Source organism: Pontimicrobium aquaticum (genome assembly GCF_005047595.1).
Classification (GTDB): Bacteria; Bacteroidota; Bacteroidia; order Flavobacteriales; family Flavobacteriaceae; genus Pontimicrobium; species Pontimicrobium aquaticum.
In genome coordinates this window covers 336082-358142 of sequence record NZ_SUPL01000002.1, presented here as the reverse complement: position 1 = coordinate 358142, position 22061 = coordinate 336082, and the positions used below count along the sequence as shown (strand labels likewise).

The window sequence follows — 22061 nt, the reverse complement described above, 5'->3', positions numbered from 1 at the left end:
TCGATAAGAGTGTAGTTTTTCCAATTTTTTTACCGTTGGTCGATAGCAACTTTTTTTTCAAAAAAATATTGTTCCTTTTATCTAATTTATTTGCTTTAAAACGCAGAAATTAGGGTTTTCTATCTGTTTTGTCAACTTTTGTTAAGCTATTAATTTCGGTCCCCAACGATGATAACAACTACTTTTAGTTATAAAGCAAATAGTTTGCTTACTAGTATATACTTAATTTTCCTTTCCCTCAAGGTGAGTTTAGGTAATACATTAGTTGTTTCACCTAAAACCTTTTATAGTTTATGAAACAGTTAATTACCTTAACTGCATTTTTATTTACTATATTCTCTAGTTTATCTCAAACTAAAGAACAGGATAGTCTTGTCATGCAATTTGCATTTCAAAAGTTAGACTCTACTAAGGTTGATACTTCTATAGAGTTAATAAAGTCTTTCTACAACTCTAACGATTATCAAAAAGCATTAGGATATATTGCGCAAACCGAAAAATTATCAACATCGTTGCAATATCATAAAGCAACAGCCGAAATTAAATACTATAAAGCACTTATTTACTCTCAAAAAGACGACTACTACAATGCGCTCGATAATTACAATGCATCGTTACGTTTGTTTAATCAATTACAAGATTCACTTGGTATTGCTAAGGTGAATAACAGCTTAGGGCTTATTGAAATTAAAAGAGGAAATTATGGCAAAGGGTTACGTTACTCATTATCTGCTATCGATATTTTTGAAAGCAAGAACTTAAGACGCGAGTTAAGTTCGGCTTATAACAATTTATCTGAAGCTTATTTTAATACCAATCAGGTAGATAAATCATTGGAATTTAACATTAAAGCTTTAGAGATTAGAGAACAACTTCGTGATAGTTCTGGTATAAAGGCATCAACTAAAAACATAGCCATATTATATTCTATGCGCAAGGAGCATAGAAAAGCCATTGAGTATTACGAAAAATTATTAGGCTATTTAGATCCATTGAATGAAAACGACCAAGCCATACGAGGTGATGTGTTACCAAGAATTGGTGATCAATATTTACAATTTAATGATTTTCAAAAAGCAGCCTCATATCTATTAGAAGGTTTAAAACTAAACCGAAATGAAAACAATAAAGCAGGAATTTTAAAATCGCTAAACAGTTTAGCTAACTTAAACTTTAAACAAGGAAAAACAAGATTAGCCGAAATACAGTTAAACGAAGCCTACTCACTTACTAGACAAGTAAATGATAATGAAGAGCTTTTAAAAAACTATAAGTTAAGAGTAGCAATAGATTCAACAAACGGTAATTTTAGAAGTGCTTTTAAATGGCAAGCCGATTACCACAATTTAAAAAATAAGCTTGACGAAGAAAAAGCCACACCTTTTGTTTTTGAAGAAGAACCAATAGGTATTAATCAACCTACAAATACAACTATTGATGACGAATCCATTTATCCTGTTGACACTAAAAAAACTAAGCAGTTAAAACTAATAGCATATGCTTTAGGTGGTGCTTTTCTTTTAGTATTAATTGCATTAATAGTAATGTTTTTAAACAGTCGAAGCAAAAAAGCTGAGTTAGTAGAGTTAGAACAGACTAACAAACAATATAAACTTCAAAACGATTCTATTTTAGAGCAAACACGCCATCTTGAAGAAATGAATCAGGTAAAAGACCGATTGTTTTCTATAGTATCACATGATTTAAAAGATTCTATTACAGGTGTTAAAGCCTTTTTAGACTTATTAAAAGAAGACAGTATAAGTCAGGAAGAGTTTGATGAGTTAATTCCTGAGTTAAGTGAAAATGCCGATAATGCCTCAGCCCTATTAATGAATTTATTAAACTGGTCGAAATCGCAAATGCAAAATTTGGAGCCTAAGCCAGAGCTTTTTAACATACAAGAAGTGTTTGCAGATAAAATGAATTTAATAGAGAAAAAAGTAGAACAAAAACAAATTATTTTACTTGACGAGTCTATAAAAGATTTTGTCTATGCTGACAGAAGTATGATAGAGATTGTAATACAAAACTTATTGGCTAATGCGGTTAAGTTTTCAAGAGTTGGTGATGTAATTACTGTTTCTAACAGAGAACGCAACGGTAATGTACTTATTTGTATTGAAGATACAGGTGTTGGAATCTCAAAAGAAAACCAAGAAAAGTTATTTAAAAATAGTGGTTTCACAACACGTGGAACTGGCCATGAAAAAGGTACAGGTTTAGGGCTATCTATTTGTAAGCAAATGGTTGAATTAAACTATGGTAAAATTTGGGTTGAAAGTGAGCCAAACCTTGGAAGTAAGTTCTTTGTAGAGTTACCAAAAGCCAAACCTATTTCTTAGAATTTATTCGTTTTTCTTTTTCCCATACATTTTAAAGTAAAGAAATGCTGCTATTCCTCCAACAAAAGAGAACAGTGCCAACATCCAAAACACATGTTGATGTCCTTTAATTCCTGGAGAATTATCTAAAAGGTAGCCATATGTTGGACCAGCAAAAATATCTGGAGTAAAGCCAATAAGTGATATTATACCTACAGCTGTTCCTGTAAGCACTAATGGAATTTTTCCTCTTTGCATAACGGCAAAATAAAGTGAGCGAATACCATACACACCAGCTGCCACAATAAATATTGAAACAAAAAATAAGGTGCTTACAGATTCTTGCACATAACCAAAGGCAAACATTAATGAACCAAAGAAAGCTATTATAAAGCTCAATAAGAGTAATAGCGTTATTTTAGATCTATCTGCTACAATTCCTATCAAAACGCCAACAACTGGGCGAATGTAAAGTAAAAACGTGCCTACTTGAGCAGATTCTACTGGGTTATACATCATAACATCTGTGGCATATTGCGAGAATACATCTGTAATTTTATATCCTACATAACCACACATAATAATAATCATTAGTAACCACACTGATGGTAAGCGTAATACTTCTTTAACTTGTTTCCATTTTATTTGATCTAAAACTATTTTCTTTTCTGTGTCTTTATCTAGTCTTAAGAAAAACCACACCAAAATCCCAACAAGAATTACAATGCTCGAACTAACAATTATGACCTGTTTAAAAGCCACTCTACTTTCAATTAATGTTGCTTTTGCAATTTCTGAAGTAAGAAATAAAGAAAAAATAATTACCCCTAAAGTTCCAAATAAAGCACCCACTAATCCGCGGCCTCCATCCAAAAAACCAAAAGCTTTCCCTTGAGAATTTGTCCCTCCCCAAACCCTTGTGGCTTTAATCATTGGCGCCCAGAACAAAAATATGGTCGTAAAACCCCAATAACCATAAAGAATCTTTAACACATTATAACTTGGAAAAGTAGCATAAACAAATCCTCCTAAAGCTGTCATCCACAATGCAATCGCTATTAATTTTCTAGGTTGAAATTTATCTGCCAAAGGTCCTCCAAATGGATAGGATAACATAGCAACAATACCATATACAGAATAACAAAGACCAAGTTCTAAATTACTTAATTCGAAAACTTCAAGTACGGTTGGTCTAAAAACACGTGCTAGTACAAAAGGAAGGATAAATACCGATTCTCCTGCTAAAATAATAAGTAAAAGATAATACCAAGGTGCTTTTGTTTGACTCATTAAACTACTCGTTTTTGCTTTAGTAGTTCAATATACTGCTTTAATTAATAAACTTGACAATTAATACGCTTTTGGCAAGAACACCTCTGCCATCATACAGCGCGCACTTCCACCACCACAAGCTTCAATAATACTAAGTGAGCTTGATAAAATTTCGATGTGTGTTTCTAATCTTGCTACTTGAGAGGTTGTTAATATATCGTAAGCTGCTTGACTCATAATTAGGTAGCGCTTATTATTTTGCCCTCTAACTTCTAACATGTTTCCTGCAAAATTAGCAACCTGCGCTTCCGTAATATCTATAATTTCTTTACCATCTTCTTTTAAGTGTTTAATTACATTTTTACGTTCTTTAGCATCATCAATACTTGATAAACAAATTACAGCAAAGGTTTCTCCCAAACACATCATAACGTTTGTATGGTAAATAGGTGTTCGTTTACCATTAACGGTTTGGTTAGCTGTAAAAATTATTGGTGTAAACTCGAAGTCTTCACAAAATTCAATAAATAGCTCTTCACTGGCGCGTTGTGATAAAGCACAATATGCCTTTCTATTCACTCGATCTAACAATAAAGCACCTGTGCCTTCTAGAAATAAGTCTTCATCTTCAGCTGCTCTATAATCCATTATATGATTTATAAGAAAGCCTTCATCTTCCAACTTAAACAACACGTCTTCCCTACGTTCTGCTCGTCTGTTTTCTGCAAACATAGGATACAACCCAACTACACCATTTTCGTGAAACGAAACCCAGTTATTTGGAAAATGTGCATCAGGAGTGTCTAATCCATCATTAGCCTCAAATACAATAACATTTATACCCACATTTCGTAACTTTTCAACAAACGTATCAAATTCTTTTTCAGCTTTTAGTTGCAAAACTAACTGTGTAACATCATGTATCTCTTTTTGATAATGATTGTTAATAGCTGTTTGCTCGTTAGCCCTAATGTTTGTAGGACGTACCATTAAAATAGTATTGGTTATTTGTTGCATTTATCTATTTTTAGAGTATTAAAATCATACTTTTAATTTAATTTTTTGAACTTACTTCAAAATTAAATACTTAAAATCAACACTTTGAGAATAAATATTTTTTTGCAAAAAGCCTACCTTTTTTGTAGGAAAAACATTATTATTGCAAATATTAAAATAACTTTAAAAACCAAATTTAATGAAAAAAAAGAATCTACTTTTTATTTGCATGTTATTAGTGTCCTTATCATTTACAAGCTGTGGTGTAATGTTTGGAGGAAGCAAATACAATGCTAAAATTGTTGCAAAAGATTTACCTAATGCATCTATTTATGTTAATGGGGAAAAAGTTGGAAATGGCGTTGTAACTAATTCGTATTACAGAAACAGGCCTTTAGAGGTTGAAATACAACAAGAAGGCTGTGAAGATTACAAAAAAACATACCATAAAACTTTTAGAACAGGGAACTTTATTTTAAGTGCCATTAGTTGGGGAATTATTGGTATAGGTGTTGACCTAGGAACTGGAGCATCATATAAACCAGATCATAAAGGGGAAGCTTCTATTACTAAAGAAAGTGATAAAAATTATACATTTACAATAGAACACCCAAAGTGTACCAAAGAGTAAAAGATAAATTTAAAAGCCGCTTTTTATTTAAAGCGGCTTTTTTACTAATAACAACAAAATTAAAAAATCCCTAACCTCACTCTTGGAGTCCCTATTTTAATTCTTGTGTTAATAGCATTACGTCTTGGATAACTATTGTAATAGTGATTATTATTGTAGCCATAATAATAAAATGACACATGGTGGTGATAATAATCGCTATGGTGGCAATGTGTGCCGCAATGTGCATAATGTTCGGCATAAGCATCTCTTTTTCCTTTTATATAAGCTCTGTAAGCTTTTCTATCTCGTTTTTTTAAATCTTCTTCATATTGTTTTTGATTTTCCCAAAATTCAGCTGATTCTTTTTCGGTTTTAGCTTTAAGTTCCTGTTCAAACTTTGCATCTTCTTTTGCACGTTGTTCATAATACGATAGTTTTTCTTCCTTGGTTTGCTTGTCTCTTTCTTGAGCAAATGAGCTACCTAAGCTACACATTGCTACTAACATTAATATTTTAAACTTTCTCATAATTTCAATTCTAATTAATTAAATATATTTTTGTTTACATACTTAAGACAATTAAAAACTAAATTACCCTACTTTTTAATTAATAGGGCTAAATAATGCTATCAAAATATTGCTCTTAATCGTGTTAATTATCACTCAATCTTGCAGCGATGATGATTGTAACGAATTATGCTTTTCTTCACTCGCAACTTTTGATTTTTAATTAGTAGATAAAATAACAGGTAACAATTTGTTTACTAACGGTAACATTTTATTCAAATTTCAACTGAAGAAATCTTTCAGCTATTTGTAAATGCTAAAAGATTACATAAAAACTACTGTGCATATATCGAGTATAAAGAAACACGTATTGAAACCACCGAATATAAATGGAACAAAAACAGTGGTGTCTGTAAACTTATTATTGAATAAAAAGCTATTTAAATTAACATTGATGTTATTACTTCTGATTAATTAACCTATAAATTAGGATTGCTGTACGCTTTGTTAAGTCTTCAATAGTATTCAAATTAACCGTTTCCTGTGGTGTATGTGCACCATTTCCCATAGTACCTAAACCATCTAAACAATCTACATACTTCGCAACAAACGATACATCGGCAGCACCTCGACGTCCTGGATCATAGGCTTCTACTTCTCCCTGTCCTAAATCGATACTCACCTCGTTAAAAATATCTAAAAGCTTATGATTTCCTTCAGTTGGTCCCATTGCAGGATAACTATCAATAAACGTAATCTCAGCAGATGTTTGCGGTAAATTGTTGTTCACTATCTCATTCATTTTAGCTCGAGCGTTTTCTTTTTGTTCTTCCGAAATAAAACGTAATCCTCCTTCAACCACAGCAGTTTGAGCAACTACATTGGTTTTTCCAAAAATATTTCCTTTACTCTGTTCGCTATCAAATTCCATTAACGTTCCTCCTAAAAGAATTCCTGGATTAAAGGTTAAATACTCTTCGCCTTTAACTTTATTATAAAACTCATTAAGAATTCGAGACATTTCAAAAACAGCACCAGCACCAACATTTTCTCTAAAAATACCAGAAGAATGTGCACGCTTGCCTTTAACCTCAACCTTCCAGCCTGAGGAACCACGTCTTGCTACAGTAGCATAATTAAATCCAGTTGAAGTTTCAAAACCTAAGGCTATATCACTGCGTTTTGCTGCTTCAATTAAATGATGTCTGCTAATGCTTATGGGCTTTCCAGAAGCTTCTTCATCACCTGTAAAAGCCGCTATAATTTGAGCATTATTTAACAATTCGTTTTCGTGTAATGCTTTTAATGCATAAAGTATAATAACATCTCCACCTTTCATATCGTTACCTCCTGGAGCATGTGCAATACTATCGTTAACCATTTTAAATTCTTGGAAAGGACTATTCTCCTCAAAAACGGTATCTAAATGACCAATGAGTAATAATTTCTTTCCTTTGTTTCCAGATGTTTCAGCAAACAAATGCCCTGAACGATTAACCTCAGACATATCGTACCAAGAACTTTTAAATCCAATTTCCTCAAATGCCTCTCCAAATACTTCACCAACCTTTTTTACGCCTTTGTGATTCATGGTGCCACTATTAATATTTACTATATCTTTTAAAAACGCAATAGCTTCAGTATTGTTAGCTTCAATTGTTTTTAAAATCTTTTTTTCCTTTCTAGAAAGTTTTTGTGCAAAGGAAACTTGTGTGCTTACTAAAAATATTAGCACCAAGTATTTAAAGAAGGTTTTCATTGGTTACGTTTTTTATTATTTATTCTTTAAAATTTTAGTTAATGTATTAGTAACTGCATCTAAAACCACAAAAGCTGTTTCACCCATTTTGTTTCCTTTATTATCTAGTAAAGGGTTTACTTCTACAAACTCCATACAAATTACTTTCTTGCTTTCAATAATTTTATTTATAATTTTAATAATTTCAAATTCATCAAAACCTTTAGAAACTGGTGTTCCTGTGCCATAAGAAATAAGGTCACAATCCATACTATCTACATCAAATGATATATAAATCATATCACAATCTTTCAACTTGTCTAAAGCCTCATCTACACATACTTCTAAACCTCTATGCCTCACTTCATGAACCATATAATTTCTTAGGCTAAGCTTTTTTATTTGGTTATCTTCGGGTTCTTCGGTATCTCTGACTCCAAAATACACAAGGTCTTCCGGTTTAAGTTTTGGACCTTTAATTCCCATATTTTTCATATTATCCCAATAATGGATAGAGCTTTCGGATACTTTATTAATTCTGCTTTCAAAATTATCTTCTCCTATTGCAGCTGCTAATGGCATACCGTGAATATTACCAGAAGGCGATGTATAAGGTGAGTGCATATCTGCATGAGCGTCAATCCAAACAACTCCAAGTCTTTTATTAGGAAATGCTTTTTTAATACCACTAATAGTTCCTAAAGCAGACGAGTGATCACCAGAGATTACTAGAGGAAACGATTGCTCATTTAAGCTATTGCTTACTGCAGTACATACCCTCTCACATTGATAAGACACATGTTCTATTCGTTTGGAATATGCATTCTTTACTTTGTTGTAAATAGATTCGTTTTCGGTTTCAACATCTACAAAATCGTATTTAGTAAAATAATCATTATTAGCATTAATCGCTGCTATTTCAATGGCATCAATCCCCATATCTGAACCTCGTGTTCCTGCTCCAATATCTGATCTGTTTTTTATTATTTTTATTTGATTCATCAGTTTAATTTATTCCTTAATTACACAAATATAAAAAACCTCATAGAGAGTTCTATGAGGTTTTTAGTTGTTTATTTTTATTAAAATTTTAGCGTTTGCTCATTGGCACAAACGATCTGTGAGTTTCACCAATATATAATTGTCTTGGTCGTCCAATTGGTTCCTTACGTAAACGCATTTCGCGCCATTGAGCAATCCAACCTGGTAAACGTCCTAATGCAAACATTACTGTAAACATATCGGTAGGTATCCCCATTGCTCTATAAATAATACCTGAATAGAAATCTACATTAGGATAAAGTTTTCTATCTACAAAGTACGAATCTTCTAAGGCTTCTTTTTCCAAACCTTTAGCAATATCAAGAATTGGGTCTTCAACACCAAGATCTCCCAAAACTTCATCTGCCGATGTCTTAATTATCTTTGCTCGAGGGTCAAAGTTCTTGTAAACTCTATGACCAAAGCCCATTAAACGAAACGAATCATTTTTATCTTTGGCCTTTGCCATATATTTTTTAGTATCGCCACCATCTTCTTTTATAGCCTCTAACATTTCAAGAACTGCTTGATTAGCTCCTCCATGAAGTGGTCCCCATAAAGCAGATATACCAGCTGATAATGAAGCAAATAATCCTGCGTGTGATGAACCAACGATTCTTACTGTTGATGTGGAGCAGTTTTGCTCGTGATCGGCATGTAGTATTAATAACTTATCTAAAGCATCAACAATAACTTTATTTTGAACATACTCTTGGTTAGGCTGCTTAAACATCATTTTTAAGACATTTTCAACATAACCTAAATTATTATCTCCGTAATCTAAAGGAAGTCCATGCTTTTTACGTAATGTCCATGCTACTAGTACAGGAAACTTTCCTAGGATTTTAACAACAGAATTATACATGTCCTCTTCAGAATCTACATTTACAGAAGAAGGGTTAAATGCCGTTAAAGCACTAGTAAGTGATGATAATACTCCCATTGGATGGGCAGATTTTGGAAAGGCATCTACAATTTTACGCACATCATCATCTACAACAGACTGTTTCTTTATATCTGCGTGAAACTTATCATGTTGCTCTTTTGTTGGTAATTCTCCAAAAATTAAAAGATAAGCGACTTCTAAAAAGTCTGCTTTCTCTGCAAGTTCTTCAATAGAATAGCCTCTATATCTTAAAATTCCTTTTTCTCCATCTAAGAAGGTGATACCACTTTCACACGATCCTGTGTTTTTATATCCAGGGTCTATGGTAATAACCCCTCCTGTTGAGCTCCTTAATGCTTTTACATCTATTGCAACTTCATTTTCAGTTCCTGTAACTATTGGGAATTCGTATTTTTGACCGTTAACCTCTAACGTAGCATTATTTGACATATTTCTTTTAAAATTTTATTATGATTTCTTTGTTTAAAACAGTTCTACGAAAATACGAAATATATCAGGATTTTTAAAGTACAAAGACTATAGAATTATTGATAACGGTATCAGAAAAATTAATAAAAAAAAGTCCATTATTTATGTAAACAATGGACTTAAAAAGCGTCTATTATAGTTTAGTTTTTATTTAACTTTAAATGCACCTTCTCCAGGAAAAAAGGCTGTGCTGCCTAATGCCTCTTCAATTCTAAGTAATTGATTATATTTTGCCATTCGGTCACTTCTAGATGCAGACCCCGTTTTTATTTGCCCTGTATTTAACGCTACTGCTAAATCGGCAATTGTATTATCTTCTGTTTCACCAGAACGATGAGACATTACAGACGTATAGCCAGCATTGTGCGCCATATTAACTGCTGCAATAGTTTCGGTTAAGGTACCTATTTGATTAACTTTTATTAAAATAGAGTTTGCTATTCCATTGGAAATTCCTTTTGATAAACGATCGACATTTGTTACAAATAAATCATCACCAACCAACTGTACTTTGTCACCAACTTTTTCGGTTAATGTTTTCCATCCATCCCAATCGTTTTCATCCATTCCATCTTCTATTGATATAATTGGATATCTATTACATAACTCTTCTAAGTACTCAGCTTGTTCTTGTGATGTTCTAACGACACCTTTATCGCCTTCAAATATTGTGTAATCGTATTTACCATCTTTATAAAATTCGGCTGCAGCACAATCTAGAGCAATCATAATATCATTTCCTAAATTGTATCCTGCATTTTCAACAGCTTTTGCAATAGTTTCAATAGCATCTTCTGTGCCATCTAAAGTAGGAGCAAAACCTCCTTCATCACCAACGGCTGTGCTTAAATTTCTATCATGCAACACCTTTTTTAAGTGGTGAAAAATCTCAGATCCCATTTGCAATGCTTCAGAAAAATTTTTAGCTTTTACAGGCATAATCATAAACTCTTGAAAAGCAATTGGAGCATCACTATGCGAACCTCCATTAATAATGTTCATCATTGGCACTGGAAGTGTATTTGCTGAAACTCCACCAATATAACGGTATAATGGCATTCCCAATTCATTAGCGGCTGCTTTTGCCACAGCTAATGACACTCCTAAAATAGCATTTGCGCCTAATTTTGCTTTGTTTGGTGTACCATCTAAATCGTTCATGGTTTGATCGATTAGATTTTGTTCAAACACTGAAGTCCCTAATAGCTCTTGCCCAATTACAGTATTAACATTTTCAACAGCTTTTAAAACTCCTTTTCCCATATAATCTTTACCTCCATCACGAAGTTCGACAGCTTCATGTTCTCCTGTTGATGCCCCTGAAGGCACTGCTGCTCTTCCTTGAATACCATTTTCGGTAATTACATCTACTTCAACTGTTGGGTTTCCTCTTGAATCAAAAATTTGTCGTGCGTGAATATCAATTATTATACTCATTATATTTTATTTATGTTGCTTTAATTAGGTTTCAAATTTACAAAATTGTAGTGTTAAACATTTAGTTAAACACGCATAATTGTCACTATTTTAACTGTACTTTTTGGTAAATAAAAGAGGCAATGTTTTCACATTGCCTTACAATTATTTAGATTTTATATTATTGATAAACTGATCGAATAAGTACATAGAATCGTGTGGTCCTGGACTTGCTTCAGGATGGTATTGTACTGAAAAACAATTTTTATTTTTCATAGCCAAACCTGCAACCGTATTATCATTTAAATGTACATGGGTTACTTTTAAATCTGCATTAGCTTCTGCTTCTTCTCTATTGACAGCAAAACCATGATTTTGAGATGTGATTTCACCTTTTCCTGTTTCAAGGTTCTTTACTGGATGATTTATTCCTCTATGACCATTATGCATTTTATATGTAGAAATACCATTGGCTAATGCAATTACTTGGTGTCCTAGACAAATACCAAATAGTGGTAGGTCTCTCTTAATAATTTCTTTAGCTAAGTTTTGCGCTTCAAACAATGGCTCAGGATCACCTGGTCCATTACTTAAAAAATAACCATCCGGTTTAAATGCTTCTAATTCTTCAAAAGTTGCATTATATGGGAACACCTTTATATAAGCATCTCTTTTAGCAAAGTTTCGTAAAATGTTCTTTTTAATTCCAATGTCAAGTGCTGCAATTTTATAAGTGGCATTTTCATCACCAAAATAATAAGGTTCTTTAGTTGAAACTTTTGAGGCTAACTCTAATCCTTCCATATCTGGTTGCTCTGCAAGTTGTTTCTTTAAACCTTCAATATTGTCTATATCAGTTGAGATTACCGCATTCATTGCGCCATTATCTCTAATATAGCTTACTAATGCTCTTGTATCTACATCAGAAATAGCAAACAAATTATTTTCATCGAAGAACGCTTCTAAAGAACCACTAGAATCATCACGTGAATACACATAGCTGAAATTTTTACAAATTAAACCAGCTATTTTTATCGAGTTTGATTCTACTTCATCATCATTTACACCATAATTACCAATATGTGCATTGGTGGTTACCATTAATTGCCCAAAATATGAAGGATCTGTAAAGATTTCTTGATACCCTGTCATTCCAGTATTGAAGCAAACTTCTCCAAAGGCAGTACCTTCTTTATTTGCTACAGATTTACCATGAAATATGGTGCCATCTGCTAATAAAATAATTGCTTTTCTAAGTTTATTGTATTTCATATATAATTAAAAAAAGGTTTCGCAAAATTGTATAAAAAAAGGATAAACTAAAAAAGTTTATCCTCTATTTTATTAAAGCTTATTAACATTTATTCTTCTTCGTTAGTTGCTTTAGTTTCTTCGACAGCTGGAGCAGAAGCTACGGCTTTTTTACCACCTCTTCTACTACGTCTTGTTGTCTTTTTCTTTTCTTTACCTGCATTATAAATTTCGTTATAATCTACAAGTTCAATCATTGCCATATCAGCATTATCACCTAAACGATTACCAAGTTTAATAATTCTTGTGTATCCTCCTGGACGATCACCAACTTTAGCAGCTACTTCTCTAAACAATTCAGCTACAGCTTCTTTTTGTCTTAAGCGTGACATAACAATACGTCTGTTATGTGTTGTATCTTCCTTTGATTTTGTAATCATTGGTTCAACAAACTGCTTTAAAGCTTTTGCTTTAGCTACTGTTGTGTTAATGCGCTTGTGCTCTATTAAAGAACAAGCCATATTTGCCAACATTGCTTTTCTATGCGCTGTTTGCCTTCCTAAGTGATTGAATTTTTTTCCGTGTCTCATGACATTTGTTTTATCATCTTGCTACCGAATCCAGACAGTAATACGGCTGGAGAGCAAAATATGATTAATTAATCTTTATCTAGTTTATATTTGCTTAAATCCATTCCGAAGCTAAGTCCTTTAACGTTAACAAGCTCTTCAAGCTCTGTTAAAGATTTCTTACCAAAATTACGGAATTTCATTAGGTCATTTTTATTGAATGATACTAAGTCTCCTAATGTATCAACTTCTGCAGCTTTTAAACAGTTAAGTGCACGTACAGATAAATCCATATCGATTAACTTAGTTTTAAGTAACTGTCTCATGTGAAGAGATTCTTCATCATAAGTTTCAGTCTGTGCAATTTCATCAGCTTCTAATGTAATACGCTCATCAGAGAATAACATGAAGTGGTGAATTAATATTTTAGCTGCTTCTGTTAAAGCATCTTGTGGGTTTATTGAACCATCTGTATCGATTTCGAAAACTAATTTTTCGTAATCTGTTTTTTGTTCTACACGAAAGTTCTCAACACTATACTTAACATTTTTTATTGGAGTATAAATAGAATCTGTAAAGATGGTTCCCATTGGCGCTGTAGCTTTTTTGTTTTCTTCAGCTGGTACATATCCTCTCCCTTTTTCTATAGTAATTTCCATATTGATGCTTACTTTAGGGTCTAAGTTACAGATTACTAAATCTGAATTTAATACTTGGAATCCTGAGATAAACTTTTGGAAATCACCTGCAGTTATTTGTTCTTGTCCTGAGATTGAAATTGATACTGATTCGTTATCGATTTCATCTATTTGACGCTTAAAACGTACTTGTTTTAAGTTAAGAATCATTTCTGTTACATCTTCTACTACACCTGCAATTGTAGAGAACTCATGCTCTACGCCTTCTATTCTAACCGATGTAATTGCAAATCCTTCTAAAGAAGATAATAATACTCTTCTTAAAGCATTTCCTACTGTTAATCCATAACCAGGTTCTAAAGGTCTAAATTCGAATTTACCTTCAGAATCGGTTGAATCGATCATGATTACTTTATCGGGCTTTTGAAAATTTAATATTGCCATTTTTTTTCTTCGTTTTAATTGTTATTTGGTTGCGCGGTCTAAAAGTTTGAAGAAGTACTTATAAACCCTTTGGCCAAATACCAATATGATTAATTTATTATTTAGAATATAATTCGACGATGAATTGCTCGTTGATGTTTTCTGGAATTTGAATTCTCTCTGGAACTGAAACAAATGTTCCTGATTTAGTATCGTTATTCCATGTAATCCATTCGTAAACACTTGATGATGCATTTAATGCATTATCAATAGCTTCTAAAGATTTAGATTTTTCTCTAACAGCTACTACATCTCCAGCTTTTAATTGATAAGAAGGAATGTTTACGATATTACCATTTACAGTAACGTGTCTATGAGAAACCAATTGTCTTGCTCCTCTTCTAGAACGAGATAATCCCATTCTAAACACTACGTTATCTAATCTAGATTCACATAACTGTAACAATACCTCACCTGTAATTCCAGGAGCTGCTGTTGCCTTTTTAAACATGTTTCTAAATTGACGCTCTAAAATACCGTAAGTGTATTTTGCTTTTTGCTTCTCCATTAATTGGATTGCATATTCAGATTTTTTTCCACGTCTTCTATTGTTTCCGTGTTGACCTGGAGGGTAATTTCTTTTTTCAAAAGATTTATCTTCTCCAAAAATAGCTTCTCCGAATTTACGTGCTATTTTAGTTTTAGGACCAGTATATCTTGCCATTTTTAATTTGTTATGAGAGTGATTATGAATTAAGGTCTTAATCTTATCCTTCGATAATCGTAGATCTCTCCGTTGATACTTGTTTTTTTAATTTCTATTTTAAAGAATCTGAAATAATCAGATTAAACTCTTCTACGCTTTGGAGGTCTGCATCCATTGTGAGGTGTTGGAGTAACATCGATAATTTCGGTTACTTCAATACCACCATTATGAATAGATCTAATAGCAGATTCTCTACCATTACCTGGACCTTTAACATACACCTTTACTTTCTTTAAACCAGCTTCTTTAGCTACGTTTAAAGCATCTTCAGCTGCTAATTGTGCAGCATAAGGAGTATTTTTTTTAGATCCTCTAAATCCCATTTTACCAGCTGATGACCATGCAATAACGTCACCTTTTTTGTTGGTAAGAGAAATGATAATGTTGTTAAAAGAAGCCGTAATATGTGCTTCTCCAGTAGCTTCTACTATAACTTTACGTTTTTTAGTGCTTGACTTTGCCATTTCCTACTTATTATTTAGTTACTTTTTTCTTGTTAGCAACTGTTTTTCTTCTACCTTTTCTTGTTCTAGAGTTGTTCTTAGTGCGTTGCCCTCTTAAAGGAAGACCAGCTCTATGACGAATACCTCTGTAACATCCAATATCCATTAATCGCTTAATGTTTAATTGCGTTTCAGAACGTAACTCTCCTTCAATTTTAAAAGTCCCAACAGCCTCACGAATGTTACTGATTTCATCGTCAGTCCAATCTGATACTTTTGTACTTTCATCTACTTTAGCAGTAGCTAATATTTCTTTTGCTCTACTTCTACCTACTCCGTAGATATAAGTTAAAGAGATTACACCTCTTTTGTGTTTTGGTATGTCTACACCTGCAATTCTAGCCATAATTAACCTTGTCTTTGTTTGAATCTAGGATTCTTTTTGTTGATTACGTAAAGTCTTCCTTTTCTGCGTACGATTTTACAATCTGCGCTTCTTTTTTTAACTGATGCTCTTACTTTCATCGTATTAGTATCTATAAGTTATGCGAGCCTTAGTTAAATCGTAAGGGCTCATTTCTAATTTCACTTTGTCTCCTGGTAATAGTTTTATATAATGCATACGCATTTTACCAGAAATATGTGCTGTCACAATGTGACCGTTTTCTAATTCCACACGAAACATAGCATTTGATAATGCTTCTATTATTGTTCCGTCTTGCTCTATTGCTGCTTGTTTTGCCATTGTTATATATTAAGCTGTCGCTTTTCTATTTTTACCTGTCTTCATCAAGCCATCATAGTGTTTATTCAACAAGTATGAATTAACTTGTTGCATCGTATCGATTGCAACTCCAACCATAATTAATAGTGATGTTCCACCAAAAAATAATGCCCATCCTTGTTGTACATTCATTAGCTTTACAATAAATGCAGGGAACACCGCAATTAATGCTAAGAATATAGAACCTGGTAATGTTATTTGCGACATTATTTTGTCTAGGTATTCTGATGTTTCAGTTCCTGGACGAATTCCTGGAATAAAACCACCACTACGTTTTAAATCATCAGCCATTTTATTTGTTGGTACTGTAATTGCCGTATAGAAATACGTAAATATGATAATTAATAATGCAAATACAATATTGTACCATAATCCAAAAATATCTGAGAACTGTGCTTGTAACCATTGTCCAACATTAGAATCTTTCATAAAATCCATTCCTCCAATTAATCCAGGTACAAACATAATGGCTTGCGCAAAAATAATTGGCATTACTCCTGATGCATTTAATTTTAACGGAATATATTGTCTAGATCCAAATACGTTTTTCTCATAACCACCAGATTGCGTGCGTCTAGCATATTGAACAGCAATTTTACGTACTGCCATCACCAACATAACCGATGCTAAAATTATTACAAACCAAATTACTAATTCAATAAGAATCATAATTAATCCTCCATTAGATTCAGTAACTCTTGCTGCATATTCTTGAATGAATGATTGAGGTAATGTAGCAATAATACCTACCATAATTAATATTGAGATACCGTTACCAATTCCCTTATCAGTAATTTTTTCACCTAGCCACATTGCAAAAATACAACCTGTTACTAAAATTACTATTGATGAGAAATAGAATAATCCTCCTTGACCTAATAAAAATGCTTCTTGTGGAATTCCTAATGATGGTAAACTTACTAAATAACCAGGTGCTTGAACCATACATATTGCAATGGTTAACCAACGCGTTATTTGCGTAATTTTCTTTTGACCACTAGCACCTTCTTTTTGTAGTTTTTGTAAATAAGGAATTGCTATTCCCATTAACTGTACAACAATAGAAGCTGAGATATAAGGCATAATACCTAAAGCAAAAACTGATGCGTTTGCAAAAGCACCACCTGTAAAGGCATTAAGTAAACCTAAAAGTCCACTATCTGTGTTATCACCTAAAACACCTAACTTACTAGCGTCAATACCAGGAAGAACAACTTGTGCTCCAAAACGATAAACTAAAAGCATTCCTATAGTAAGAATGATTCTGTCTTTTAGTTCCGTTATTTTCCAAACATTTTTTAAAGTCTCTATTAATTTCATTGTTGTTGGGTCTTATTATAAAGTTACAGCTTCTCCTCCAGCAGCTTCAATAGCAGCTTTTGCTGAAGCAGTAAATTTATGAGCAGATACTTTTAATTTAGCTTTTAGTTCGCCTCTTCCTAAAATTTTAACTAGGTCGTTTTTACCAGCTAAACGGAATGCCAATATTGTATCTAAATCTACTGTATCTTTTATTTTCTTATCGTCAACCATTTGTTGTAAAGTATCTAGGTTGATACCTTGATATTCTTTACGATTAATGTTAGTAAAACCAAACTTTGGTACACGTCTTTGAAGTGGCATTTGCCCACCTTCAAAACCTAATTTTCTAGAATAACCAGAACGAGATTTTGCTCCTTTATGACCTCTTGTTGCTGTGCCACCTTTTCCAGAACCTTGACCGCGACCAACGCGTTTAGCATTATTGTTAACTGAACCTTCTGCAGGTTTTAAATTACTTAAATCCATTTCAGTTTATATTTTTAAGCTTCTTCTACAGAAACTAAATGTTTAACTTTATTAACCATACCAAGGATATTTGGTGTGGCATCGTGTTCTACAGTTTGACCAATCTTTTTAAGACCTAAAGCTTCTAATGTTAACTTTTGTCTTTTAGTACGATTGATCGCACTTTTTTGTTTTGTTACTTTAATTTTTGCCATGATATCCTTAATTATCCGTTAAAAACTTTTTCTAAAGAAATTCCTCTATTCTTAGCAATAGTTCTAGCATCTCTTAATTGTAATAAAGCATCAAATGTTGCTTTTACTACATTATGAGGGTTTGAAGAACCTTGAGATTTAGATAATACATCATGAACTCCTACTGCTTCTAAAACTGTACGTACAGCTCCACCAGCAATAACTCCAGTACCAGGTGCTGCAGGAATAATATTTACTCTTGCTCCACCAAATTTACCTTTTTGTTCGTGAGGTAATGTTCCTTTAATAATAGGAATTCTAACTAAGTTTTTCTTAGCATCTTCAACGGCTTTTGCAATTGCACTAGCAACGTCTTTAGATTTTCCTAAACCGTGTCCTACAACACCTGCTTCGTCACCAACTACTACGATTGCTGAAAAACCAAATGCTCTACCACCTTTAGTTACTTTTGTAACTCTTTGTACACCAACTAAACGATCTTTAAGATCTAATCCACTTGGTTTTACTAACTCTGCGCTTTTGTATTTCTGATACATAATTTCTTAGAATTTAAGTCCTGCTTCTCTAGCTCCTTCGGCTAATGATTTTACTCTACCATGGTATAAATACCCACCTCTATCAAAAGAGATTGTTTCTACACCAGCTTTTAAAGCTTTTTCAGCAATACTTTTACCTACTAAAGCAGCACGTTCTGTTTTTGTTCCTTTTGCAGAACTAATATCTTTATCTCTTGAAGATGCAGCTGCAACAGTTTTACCAGTTACGTCATCAACTATTTGAGCATAAATTTCTTTATTACTTCTAAAAACAGATAATCTTGGTCTAGCTTCTGTACCAGAAACAACCTTACGGATTCTGTTTTTTATTCTTTGTCTTCTATCTTTTTTTGATAATGCCATAACTAATTTTTTAAGCTGATTTACCTGCTTTTCTTCTTAATTCTTCACCAACAAACTTGATACCTTTTCCTTTGTAAGGTTCTGGCTTTCTAAATCCGCGAATTTTCGCAGCTACTTGTCCAACTAGTTGTTTATCGTGAGATGTTAATTTAACGATAGGGTTTTTCCCTTTTTCTGAAATTGTTTCAACCTTGATCTCTGGAGCAACGTCTAATACAATGTTATGAGAAAAACCTAAAGCTAAATCTAGTTTTTGACCTTGATTACTTGCTCTATATCCTACTCCAACTAACTCTAATTCTTTAGTCCATCCTTTAGATACACCTTCAATCATATTATGCATTAATGATCTGTATAGACCATGTTTTGCTTTTTGATCTTTAGAATCAGAAGAACGTGTTACTAACACATTTCCATCTTCAACTTTAATTCCAACAGAATCAAAATTTTGAGTTAATTCTCCTAATTTACCTTTAACAGTCACGACATTTTCTTTAATATCAACTGTTACGCCTTCTGGAATGGCTACTGGATTATTTCCTATTCTTGACATTTCTTTTCGGCTTTTAAATTAGTATACGTAACAAAGTACTTCTCCACCAACGTTTTCTCTTTGTGCTTGTTTACCTGTCATTACTCCATGAGAAGTAGAAACAATGGCAATTCCAAGACCATTAAGAATACGTGGCAACTCTTTTGAGCTTGCGTACTTACGTAAACCTGGTTTACTTATTCTTTGGATTTTCTTAATTACAGGTTCTTTTGTATCCTTTGTGTACTTAAGGGCTATTTTAATAGTGCCTTGTACAGTAGAATCGTCGAACTTATAACTTAAAATGTATCCTTGATCGAATAATATTTTAGTCATTTCTTTTTTCAAATTAGATGCTGGTATTTCTACCACTCTGTGGTTGGCAGCTACCGCATTTCTAATTCTTGTTAAATAATCCGCTACTGGATCTGTATACATAATTTATTAATTTGCGATTATGGTTTTTAACTTTAGTTAAACCTTTAATCAATTTATAATTTTACCAACTTGCTTTTTTAACTCCTGGAATTAACCCTTTGTTAGCCATTTCTCTAAACATAACACGAGAAATTCCAAATGTTCTCATATAACCTTTAGGTCTTCCTGTTAATTTACATCTGTTATGCATGCGAATTGGAGATGCATTTTTTGGTAACTTTTGTAATGCTTCATAATCTCCAGCTTCTTTTAAAGCTTTGCGTTTAGCTGCATATTTAGCTACTGTTTTTGCTCTTTTTACCTCGCGGGCTTTCATTGATTCTTTAGCCATAACTTAGTTCTTTTTAAAAGGTAATCCTAGTTCTGTTAATAATGATTTTGCTTCTTTATCGGTTTCAGCAGTTGTTACAAATGTAATATCCATACCTGAAATTTTGTTTACCTTATCGATATCTATTTCAGGGAATATAATTTGTTCGGTAATTCCTAAATTGTAATTACCTCTACCATCAAATCCGTTAGCTTTTATACCGTTAAAGTCTCTTACACGTGGTAATGATGACGTTACTAAACGGTCTAAAAACTCATACATTTGCTCACCTCTTAAAGTAACTTTTACACCAATTGGCATACCTTTACGTAGCTTGAATGATGCAACATCCTTTTTAGAAATGGTTGCTACTGCTTTTTGTCCAGATATTTTTGTAATTTCATCAATAGCATAATCTATTAACTTTTTATCTGCAACTGCTCCACCAACTCCTCTAGATATAACTATCTTAGTTAGCTTAGGCACTTGCATTACATTTTTATACCCGAATTCTTCTGTAAGAGCAGACATTACTTTGTCTTTGTACTCTTGTTTTAATCTTGGAATATAAGCCATAACCATTAAATTACTTCATTAGATTTTTTAGCAAATCTTACTTTCTTATCGCCTTCCATTCTGTATCCAACTCTTGTTGCTTCACCATTAGATGTTAATAATGATAGGTTAGATATTTGAATAGATGCTTCTTTTTCTACGATTCCTCCTTGAGGATTTTGAGCATTAGGTTTCATATGCTTTTTAATCATATTTACACCTTCTACTATCGCTTTATTCTTATCGGTTAATACCTTAAGTACTTTCCCTTCTGATCCTTTATGATCTCCAGCAATTACTTTTACTGTATCTCCTGATTTTATTTTAAGCTTTCCCATTGTAATATTTTACATTAAAGCACCTCTGGTGCTAATGATACAATTTTCATGAATTGTTTATCACGAAGTTCTCTTGCAACTGGTCCAAAAACACGTGTTCCTCTCATTTCTCCCGTAGGATTTAAAAGGACACATGCATTATCGTCGAAACGAATGTATGAGCCATCTGGTCTTCTAACTTCTTTTACAGTACGCACAACAACTGCTGTTGACACTGCTCCTTTCTTAATGTTTCCATTAGGAGTAGCATCTTTAACAGTAACAACTATTTTGTCACCAACAGAAGCGTATCTTCTTTTTGTACCACCTAGAACACGTATTGTTAATACTTCTTTTGCCCCAGTGTTATCAGCTACTTTTAATCTTGATTCTTGTTGTACCATAATTACTTCGCTCTTTCAATTATTTCTACTAATCTCCAACACTTAGATTTACTTAAAGGTCTTGTTTCCATGATCCTTACCGTATCTCCTTCGTTACAGTCGTTTTGTTCGTCGTGTGCAACGTATTTTTTCGTTTTCAATACGAACTTTCCATACATAGGGTGTTTTACTTTTTTAACTTCAGAAACCACGATTGATTTCATCATTTTGTTACTAGTAACAACTCCTATACGTTCTTTTCTTAAATTTCTTTTTTCCATCTTTAAGCCGAATACAATTATTGTACTTCTCTTTTAGTTAACTCTGTTGCCAATCTTGCTACGTTACGTCTTACTGTACGCAATTGGATTGGGTTTTCAAGAGGAGATATAGCATGAGCCAATTTTAGGTCAGTATAACTCTTTTTAGTTTCACTAAGTTTTTCTTGTAACTCAGCAGTAGATAGTTCTTTAATTTCTGATTGTTTCAT

The 22061-nt window shown here is 32.9% G+C and carries 30 protein-coding genes; 2 read left to right on the top strand and 28 right to left on the bottom strand.

Annotated features, from left to right (window positions below):
- The first annotated feature begins 293 nt into the window (after window positions 1-293).
- A complete protein-coding gene (locus tag E5167_RS04490) occupies window positions 294-2345 on the top strand; it encodes a tetratricopeptide repeat-containing sensor histidine kinase (RefSeq protein ID WP_136841463.1) in 2052 nt (683 codons plus the stop codon).
- 3 nt (window positions 2346-2348) lie between these two features.
- Here E5167_RS04490 and E5167_RS04485 read toward each other — a convergent pair whose 3' ends face one another.
- Together E5167_RS04485 and ctlX are read right to left on the bottom strand one after the other, a co-directional pair.
- Entirely contained in the window at window positions 2349-3614 is a 1266-nt protein-coding gene (locus tag E5167_RS04485; RefSeq protein WP_136841461.1) for an MFS transporter, read from the bottom strand.
- Between the two features lie 60 nt (window positions 3615-3674).
- Window positions 3675-4613 (bottom strand): citrulline utilization hydrolase CtlX, encoded by a 939-nt coding sequence (ctlX, locus tag E5167_RS04480; protein WP_136841459.1) that lies wholly within the window; start codon window positions 4611-4613, stop codon window positions 3675-3677.
- Between the two features lie 178 nt (window positions 4614-4791).
- Between ctlX and E5167_RS04475 the strand changes: the two genes are divergently transcribed.
- A complete protein-coding gene (locus E5167_RS04475) occupies window positions 4792-5223 on the top strand; it encodes a hypothetical protein (protein WP_136841457.1) in 432 nt (143 codons plus the stop codon).
- 59 nt (window positions 5224-5282) lie between these two features.
- On the opposite strand, the gene E5167_RS04470 is transcribed toward E5167_RS04475, so the two are convergent.
- From E5167_RS04470 to rpmC, 26 genes are all read right to left on the bottom strand, one after another.
- The gene (locus E5167_RS04470; RefSeq protein WP_136841455.1) at window positions 5283-5732 is read right to left on the bottom strand and encodes a hypothetical protein; all 450 of its coding nucleotides are present in this window, start codon (window positions 5730-5732) and stop codon (window positions 5283-5285) included.
- A gap of 439 nt (window positions 5733-6171) precedes the next feature.
- On the bottom strand, window positions 6172-7470 hold the full coding sequence (locus E5167_RS04465; RefSeq protein ID WP_136841453.1) for a M20/M25/M40 family metallo-hydrolase: 1299 nt from the start codon (window positions 7468-7470) through the stop codon (window positions 6172-6174).
- A 15-nt stretch (window positions 7471-7485) separates the two neighbouring features.
- Window positions 7486-8451, bottom strand: a complete 966-nt coding sequence (gene rocF, locus E5167_RS04460) for an arginase (RefSeq protein WP_239021941.1) — start codon at window positions 8449-8451, stop codon at window positions 7486-7488.
- Window positions 8452-8539: 88 nt separating this feature from the next.
- Complete coding sequence (locus tag E5167_RS04455) at window positions 8540-9826, bottom strand: citrate synthase (RefSeq protein WP_136841449.1); 1287 nt, start codon at window positions 9824-9826, stop codon at window positions 8540-8542.
- A gap of 186 nt (window positions 9827-10012) precedes the next feature.
- On the bottom strand, window positions 10013-11302 hold the full coding sequence (eno, locus tag E5167_RS04450) for a phosphopyruvate hydratase (RefSeq protein ID WP_136841448.1): 1290 nt from the start codon (window positions 11300-11302) through the stop codon (window positions 10013-10015).
- Between the two features lie 144 nt (window positions 11303-11446).
- Window positions 11447-12553, bottom strand: coding sequence for a glutamine-hydrolyzing carbamoyl-phosphate synthase small subunit (carA, locus tag E5167_RS04445; RefSeq protein WP_136841446.1), 1107 nt, complete (start codon window positions 12551-12553; stop codon window positions 11447-11449).
- An 89-nt stretch (window positions 12554-12642) separates the two neighbouring features.
- On the bottom strand, window positions 12643-13122 hold the full coding sequence (gene rplQ, locus E5167_RS04440) for a 50S ribosomal protein L17 (RefSeq protein ID WP_136841444.1): 480 nt from the start codon (window positions 13120-13122) through the stop codon (window positions 12643-12645).
- Between the two features lie 68 nt (window positions 13123-13190).
- On the bottom strand, window positions 13191-14183 hold the full coding sequence (locus tag E5167_RS04435) for a DNA-directed RNA polymerase subunit alpha (RefSeq protein ID WP_136841442.1): 993 nt from the start codon (window positions 14181-14183) through the stop codon (window positions 13191-13193).
- Between the two features lie 97 nt (window positions 14184-14280).
- A complete protein-coding gene (gene rpsD, locus E5167_RS04430; protein WP_136841440.1) occupies window positions 14281-14886 on the bottom strand; it encodes a 30S ribosomal protein S4 in 606 nt (201 codons plus the stop codon).
- A gap of 122 nt (window positions 14887-15008) precedes the next feature.
- The gene (rpsK, locus tag E5167_RS04425; RefSeq protein ID WP_136841438.1) at window positions 15009-15392 is read right to left on the bottom strand and encodes a 30S ribosomal protein S11; all 384 of its coding nucleotides are present in this window, start codon (window positions 15390-15392) and stop codon (window positions 15009-15011) included.
- 10 nt (window positions 15393-15402) lie between these two features.
- On the bottom strand, window positions 15403-15777 hold the full coding sequence (gene rpsM, locus E5167_RS04420) for a 30S ribosomal protein S13 (RefSeq protein WP_136841436.1): 375 nt from the start codon (window positions 15775-15777) through the stop codon (window positions 15403-15405).
- Window positions 15778-15779: 2 nt separating this feature from the next.
- Window positions 15780-15896: a type B 50S ribosomal protein L36 gene (gene ykgO / locus E5167_RS04415; protein ID WP_013305171.1), complete on the bottom strand. Its 117-nt coding sequence runs from the start codon at window positions 15894-15896 to the stop codon at window positions 15780-15782.
- Window positions 15897-15900: 4 nt separating this feature from the next.
- On the bottom strand, window positions 15901-16116 hold the full coding sequence (infA, locus tag E5167_RS04410; RefSeq protein ID WP_007094967.1) for a translation initiation factor IF-1: 216 nt from the start codon (window positions 16114-16116) through the stop codon (window positions 15901-15903).
- Window positions 16117-16125: 9 nt separating this feature from the next.
- Window positions 16126-17475 (bottom strand): preprotein translocase subunit SecY, encoded by a 1350-nt coding sequence (gene secY / locus E5167_RS04405; RefSeq protein WP_136841434.1) that lies wholly within the window; start codon window positions 17473-17475, stop codon window positions 16126-16128.
- Between the two features lie 15 nt (window positions 17476-17490).
- Complete coding sequence (rplO, locus tag E5167_RS04400) at window positions 17491-17943, bottom strand: 50S ribosomal protein L15 (protein WP_136841432.1); 453 nt, start codon at window positions 17941-17943, stop codon at window positions 17491-17493.
- 14 nt (window positions 17944-17957) lie between these two features.
- Window positions 17958-18137, bottom strand: coding sequence for a 50S ribosomal protein L30 (gene rpmD, locus E5167_RS04395; protein ID WP_136841430.1), 180 nt, complete (start codon window positions 18135-18137; stop codon window positions 17958-17960).
- An 11-nt stretch (window positions 18138-18148) separates the two neighbouring features.
- The gene (rpsE, locus tag E5167_RS04390; RefSeq protein WP_136841428.1) at window positions 18149-18673 is read right to left on the bottom strand and encodes a 30S ribosomal protein S5; all 525 of its coding nucleotides are present in this window, start codon (window positions 18671-18673) and stop codon (window positions 18149-18151) included.
- 6 nt (window positions 18674-18679) lie between these two features.
- Window positions 18680-19036 carry a 50S ribosomal protein L18 gene (gene rplR, locus E5167_RS04385; protein ID WP_136841427.1) on the bottom strand — a complete coding sequence of 119 codons (357 nt, stop codon included), beginning with the start codon at window positions 19034-19036 and terminating at the stop codon, window positions 18680-18682.
- Between the two features lie 10 nt (window positions 19037-19046).
- Window positions 19047-19589: a 50S ribosomal protein L6 gene (gene rplF / locus E5167_RS04380; RefSeq protein ID WP_136841425.1), complete on the bottom strand. Its 543-nt coding sequence runs from the start codon at window positions 19587-19589 to the stop codon at window positions 19047-19049.
- Between the two features lie 18 nt (window positions 19590-19607).
- Window positions 19608-20006: a 30S ribosomal protein S8 gene (gene rpsH, locus E5167_RS04375; RefSeq protein WP_136841423.1), complete on the bottom strand. Its 399-nt coding sequence runs from the start codon at window positions 20004-20006 to the stop codon at window positions 19608-19610.
- 61 nt (window positions 20007-20067) lie between these two features.
- The gene (rpsN, locus tag E5167_RS04370; RefSeq protein WP_136841421.1) at window positions 20068-20337 is read right to left on the bottom strand and encodes a 30S ribosomal protein S14; all 270 of its coding nucleotides are present in this window, start codon (window positions 20335-20337) and stop codon (window positions 20068-20070) included.
- Between the two features lie 3 nt (window positions 20338-20340).
- The gene (rplE, locus tag E5167_RS04365) at window positions 20341-20892 is read right to left on the bottom strand and encodes a 50S ribosomal protein L5 (protein ID WP_136841420.1); all 552 of its coding nucleotides are present in this window, start codon (window positions 20890-20892) and stop codon (window positions 20341-20343) included.
- A 5-nt stretch (window positions 20893-20897) separates the two neighbouring features.
- The gene (gene rplX, locus E5167_RS04360; protein WP_136841418.1) at window positions 20898-21209 is read right to left on the bottom strand and encodes a 50S ribosomal protein L24; all 312 of its coding nucleotides are present in this window, start codon (window positions 21207-21209) and stop codon (window positions 20898-20900) included.
- Window positions 21210-21223: 14 nt separating this feature from the next.
- Window positions 21224-21592 carry a 50S ribosomal protein L14 gene (gene rplN / locus E5167_RS04355; RefSeq protein ID WP_117933755.1) on the bottom strand — a complete coding sequence of 123 codons (369 nt, stop codon included), beginning with the start codon at window positions 21590-21592 and terminating at the stop codon, window positions 21224-21226.
- Window positions 21593-21594: 2 nt separating this feature from the next.
- Window positions 21595-21852: a 30S ribosomal protein S17 gene (rpsQ, locus tag E5167_RS04350; protein ID WP_136841416.1), complete on the bottom strand. Its 258-nt coding sequence runs from the start codon at window positions 21850-21852 to the stop codon at window positions 21595-21597.
- 17 nt (window positions 21853-21869) lie between these two features.
- Window positions 21870-22061 (bottom strand): 50S ribosomal protein L29, encoded by a 192-nt coding sequence (rpmC, locus tag E5167_RS04345; protein WP_136841414.1) that lies wholly within the window; start codon window positions 22059-22061, stop codon window positions 21870-21872.

What these genes read in the sequence shown, in the direction of transcription:
- secY (WP_136841434.1), bottom strand. Translation starts at nt 17,475, where the DNA reads ATGAAATTAATAGAGACTTTAAAAAATGTTTGGAAAATAACGGAACTA.
- rplX (WP_136841418.1), bottom strand. Translation starts at nt 21,209, where the DNA reads ATGGGAAAGCTTAAAATAAAATCAGGAGATACAGTAAAAGTAATTGCT.
- eno (WP_136841448.1), bottom strand. Translation starts at nt 11,302, where the DNA reads ATGAGTATAATAATTGATATTCACGCACGACAAATTTTTGATTCAAGA.
- carA (WP_136841446.1), bottom strand. Translation starts at nt 12,553, where the DNA reads ATGAAATACAATAAACTTAGAAAAGCAATTATTTTATTAGCAGATGGC.
- E5167_RS04465 (WP_136841453.1), bottom strand. Translation starts at nt 7,470, where the DNA reads ATGAAAACCTTCTTTAAATACTTGGTGCTAATATTTTTAGTAAGCACA.
- rpsN (WP_136841421.1), bottom strand. Translation starts at nt 20,337, where the DNA reads ATGGCTAAAGAATCAATGAAAGCCCGCGAGGTAAAAAGAGCAAAAACA.
- rocF (WP_239021941.1), bottom strand. Translation starts at nt 8,451, where the DNA reads ATGAATCAAATAAAAATAATAAAAAACAGATCAGATATTGGAGCAGGA.
- rplQ (WP_136841444.1), bottom strand. Translation starts at nt 13,122, where the DNA reads ATGAGACACGGAAAAAAATTCAATCACTTAGGAAGGCAAACAGCGCAT.
- rpsM (WP_136841436.1), bottom strand. Translation starts at nt 15,777, where the DNA reads ATGGCTAGAATTGCAGGTGTAGACATACCAAAACACAAAAGAGGTGTA.
- rpsD (WP_136841440.1), bottom strand. Translation starts at nt 14,886, where the DNA reads ATGGCAAGATATACTGGTCCTAAAACTAAAATAGCACGTAAATTCGGA.
- rplO (WP_136841432.1), bottom strand. Translation starts at nt 17,943, where the DNA reads ATGGATTTAAGTAATTTAAAACCTGCAGAAGGTTCAGTTAACAATAAT.
- E5167_RS04470 (WP_136841455.1), bottom strand. Translation starts at nt 5,732, where the DNA reads ATGAGAAAGTTTAAAATATTAATGTTAGTAGCAATGTGTAGCTTAGGT.
- E5167_RS04485 (WP_136841461.1), bottom strand. Translation starts at nt 3,614, where the DNA reads ATGAGTCAAACAAAAGCACCTTGGTATTATCTTTTACTTATTATTTTA.
- rpsK (WP_136841438.1), bottom strand. Translation starts at nt 15,392, where the DNA reads ATGGCAAAGTCAAGCACTAAAAAACGTAAAGTTATAGTAGAAGCTACT.
- rplN (WP_117933755.1), bottom strand. Translation starts at nt 21,592, where the DNA reads ATGGTACAACAAGAATCAAGATTAAAAGTAGCTGATAACACTGGGGCA.
- E5167_RS04490 (WP_136841463.1), top strand. Translation starts at nt 294, where the DNA reads ATGAAACAGTTAATTACCTTAACTGCATTTTTATTTACTATATTCTCT.
- rplE (WP_136841420.1), bottom strand. Translation starts at nt 20,892, where the DNA reads ATGGCTTATATTCCAAGATTAAAACAAGAGTACAAAGACAAAGTAATG.
- E5167_RS04455 (WP_136841449.1), bottom strand. Translation starts at nt 9,826, where the DNA reads ATGTCAAATAATGCTACGTTAGAGGTTAACGGTCAAAAATACGAATTC.
- E5167_RS04435 (WP_136841442.1), bottom strand. Translation starts at nt 14,183, where the DNA reads ATGGCAATATTAAATTTTCAAAAGCCCGATAAAGTAATCATGATCGAT.
- rplR (WP_136841427.1), bottom strand. Translation starts at nt 19,036, where the DNA reads ATGGCATTATCAAAAAAAGATAGAAGACAAAGAATAAAAAACAGAATC.
- rplF (WP_136841425.1), bottom strand. Translation starts at nt 19,589, where the DNA reads ATGTCAAGAATAGGAAATAATCCAGTAGCCATTCCAGAAGGCGTAACA.
- rpsE (WP_136841428.1), bottom strand. Translation starts at nt 18,673, where the DNA reads ATGTATCAGAAATACAAAAGCGCAGAGTTAGTAAAACCAAGTGGATTA.
- ykgO (WP_013305171.1), bottom strand. Translation starts at nt 15,896, where the DNA reads ATGAAAGTAAGAGCATCAGTTAAAAAAAGAAGCGCAGATTGTAAAATC.
- infA (WP_007094967.1), bottom strand. Translation starts at nt 16,116, where the DNA reads ATGGCAAAACAAGCAGCAATAGAGCAAGACGGAACAATAATAGAAGCA.
- rpsQ (WP_136841416.1), bottom strand. Translation starts at nt 21,852, where the DNA reads ATGGAAAAAAGAAATTTAAGAAAAGAACGTATAGGAGTTGTTACTAGT.
- rpmD (WP_136841430.1), bottom strand. Translation starts at nt 18,137, where the DNA reads ATGGCAAAAATTAAAGTAACAAAACAAAAAAGTGCGATCAATCGTACT.
- E5167_RS04475 (WP_136841457.1), top strand. Translation starts at nt 4,792, where the DNA reads ATGAAAAAAAAGAATCTACTTTTTATTTGCATGTTATTAGTGTCCTTA.
- rpsH (WP_136841423.1), bottom strand. Translation starts at nt 20,006, where the DNA reads ATGTATACAGATCCAGTAGCGGATTATTTAACAAGAATTAGAAATGCG.
- ctlX (WP_136841459.1), bottom strand. Translation starts at nt 4,613, where the DNA reads ATGCAACAAATAACCAATACTATTTTAATGGTACGTCCTACAAACATT.
- rpmC (WP_136841414.1), bottom strand. Translation starts at nt 22,061, where the DNA reads ATGAAACAATCAGAAATTAAAGAACTATCTACTGCTGAGTTACAAGAA.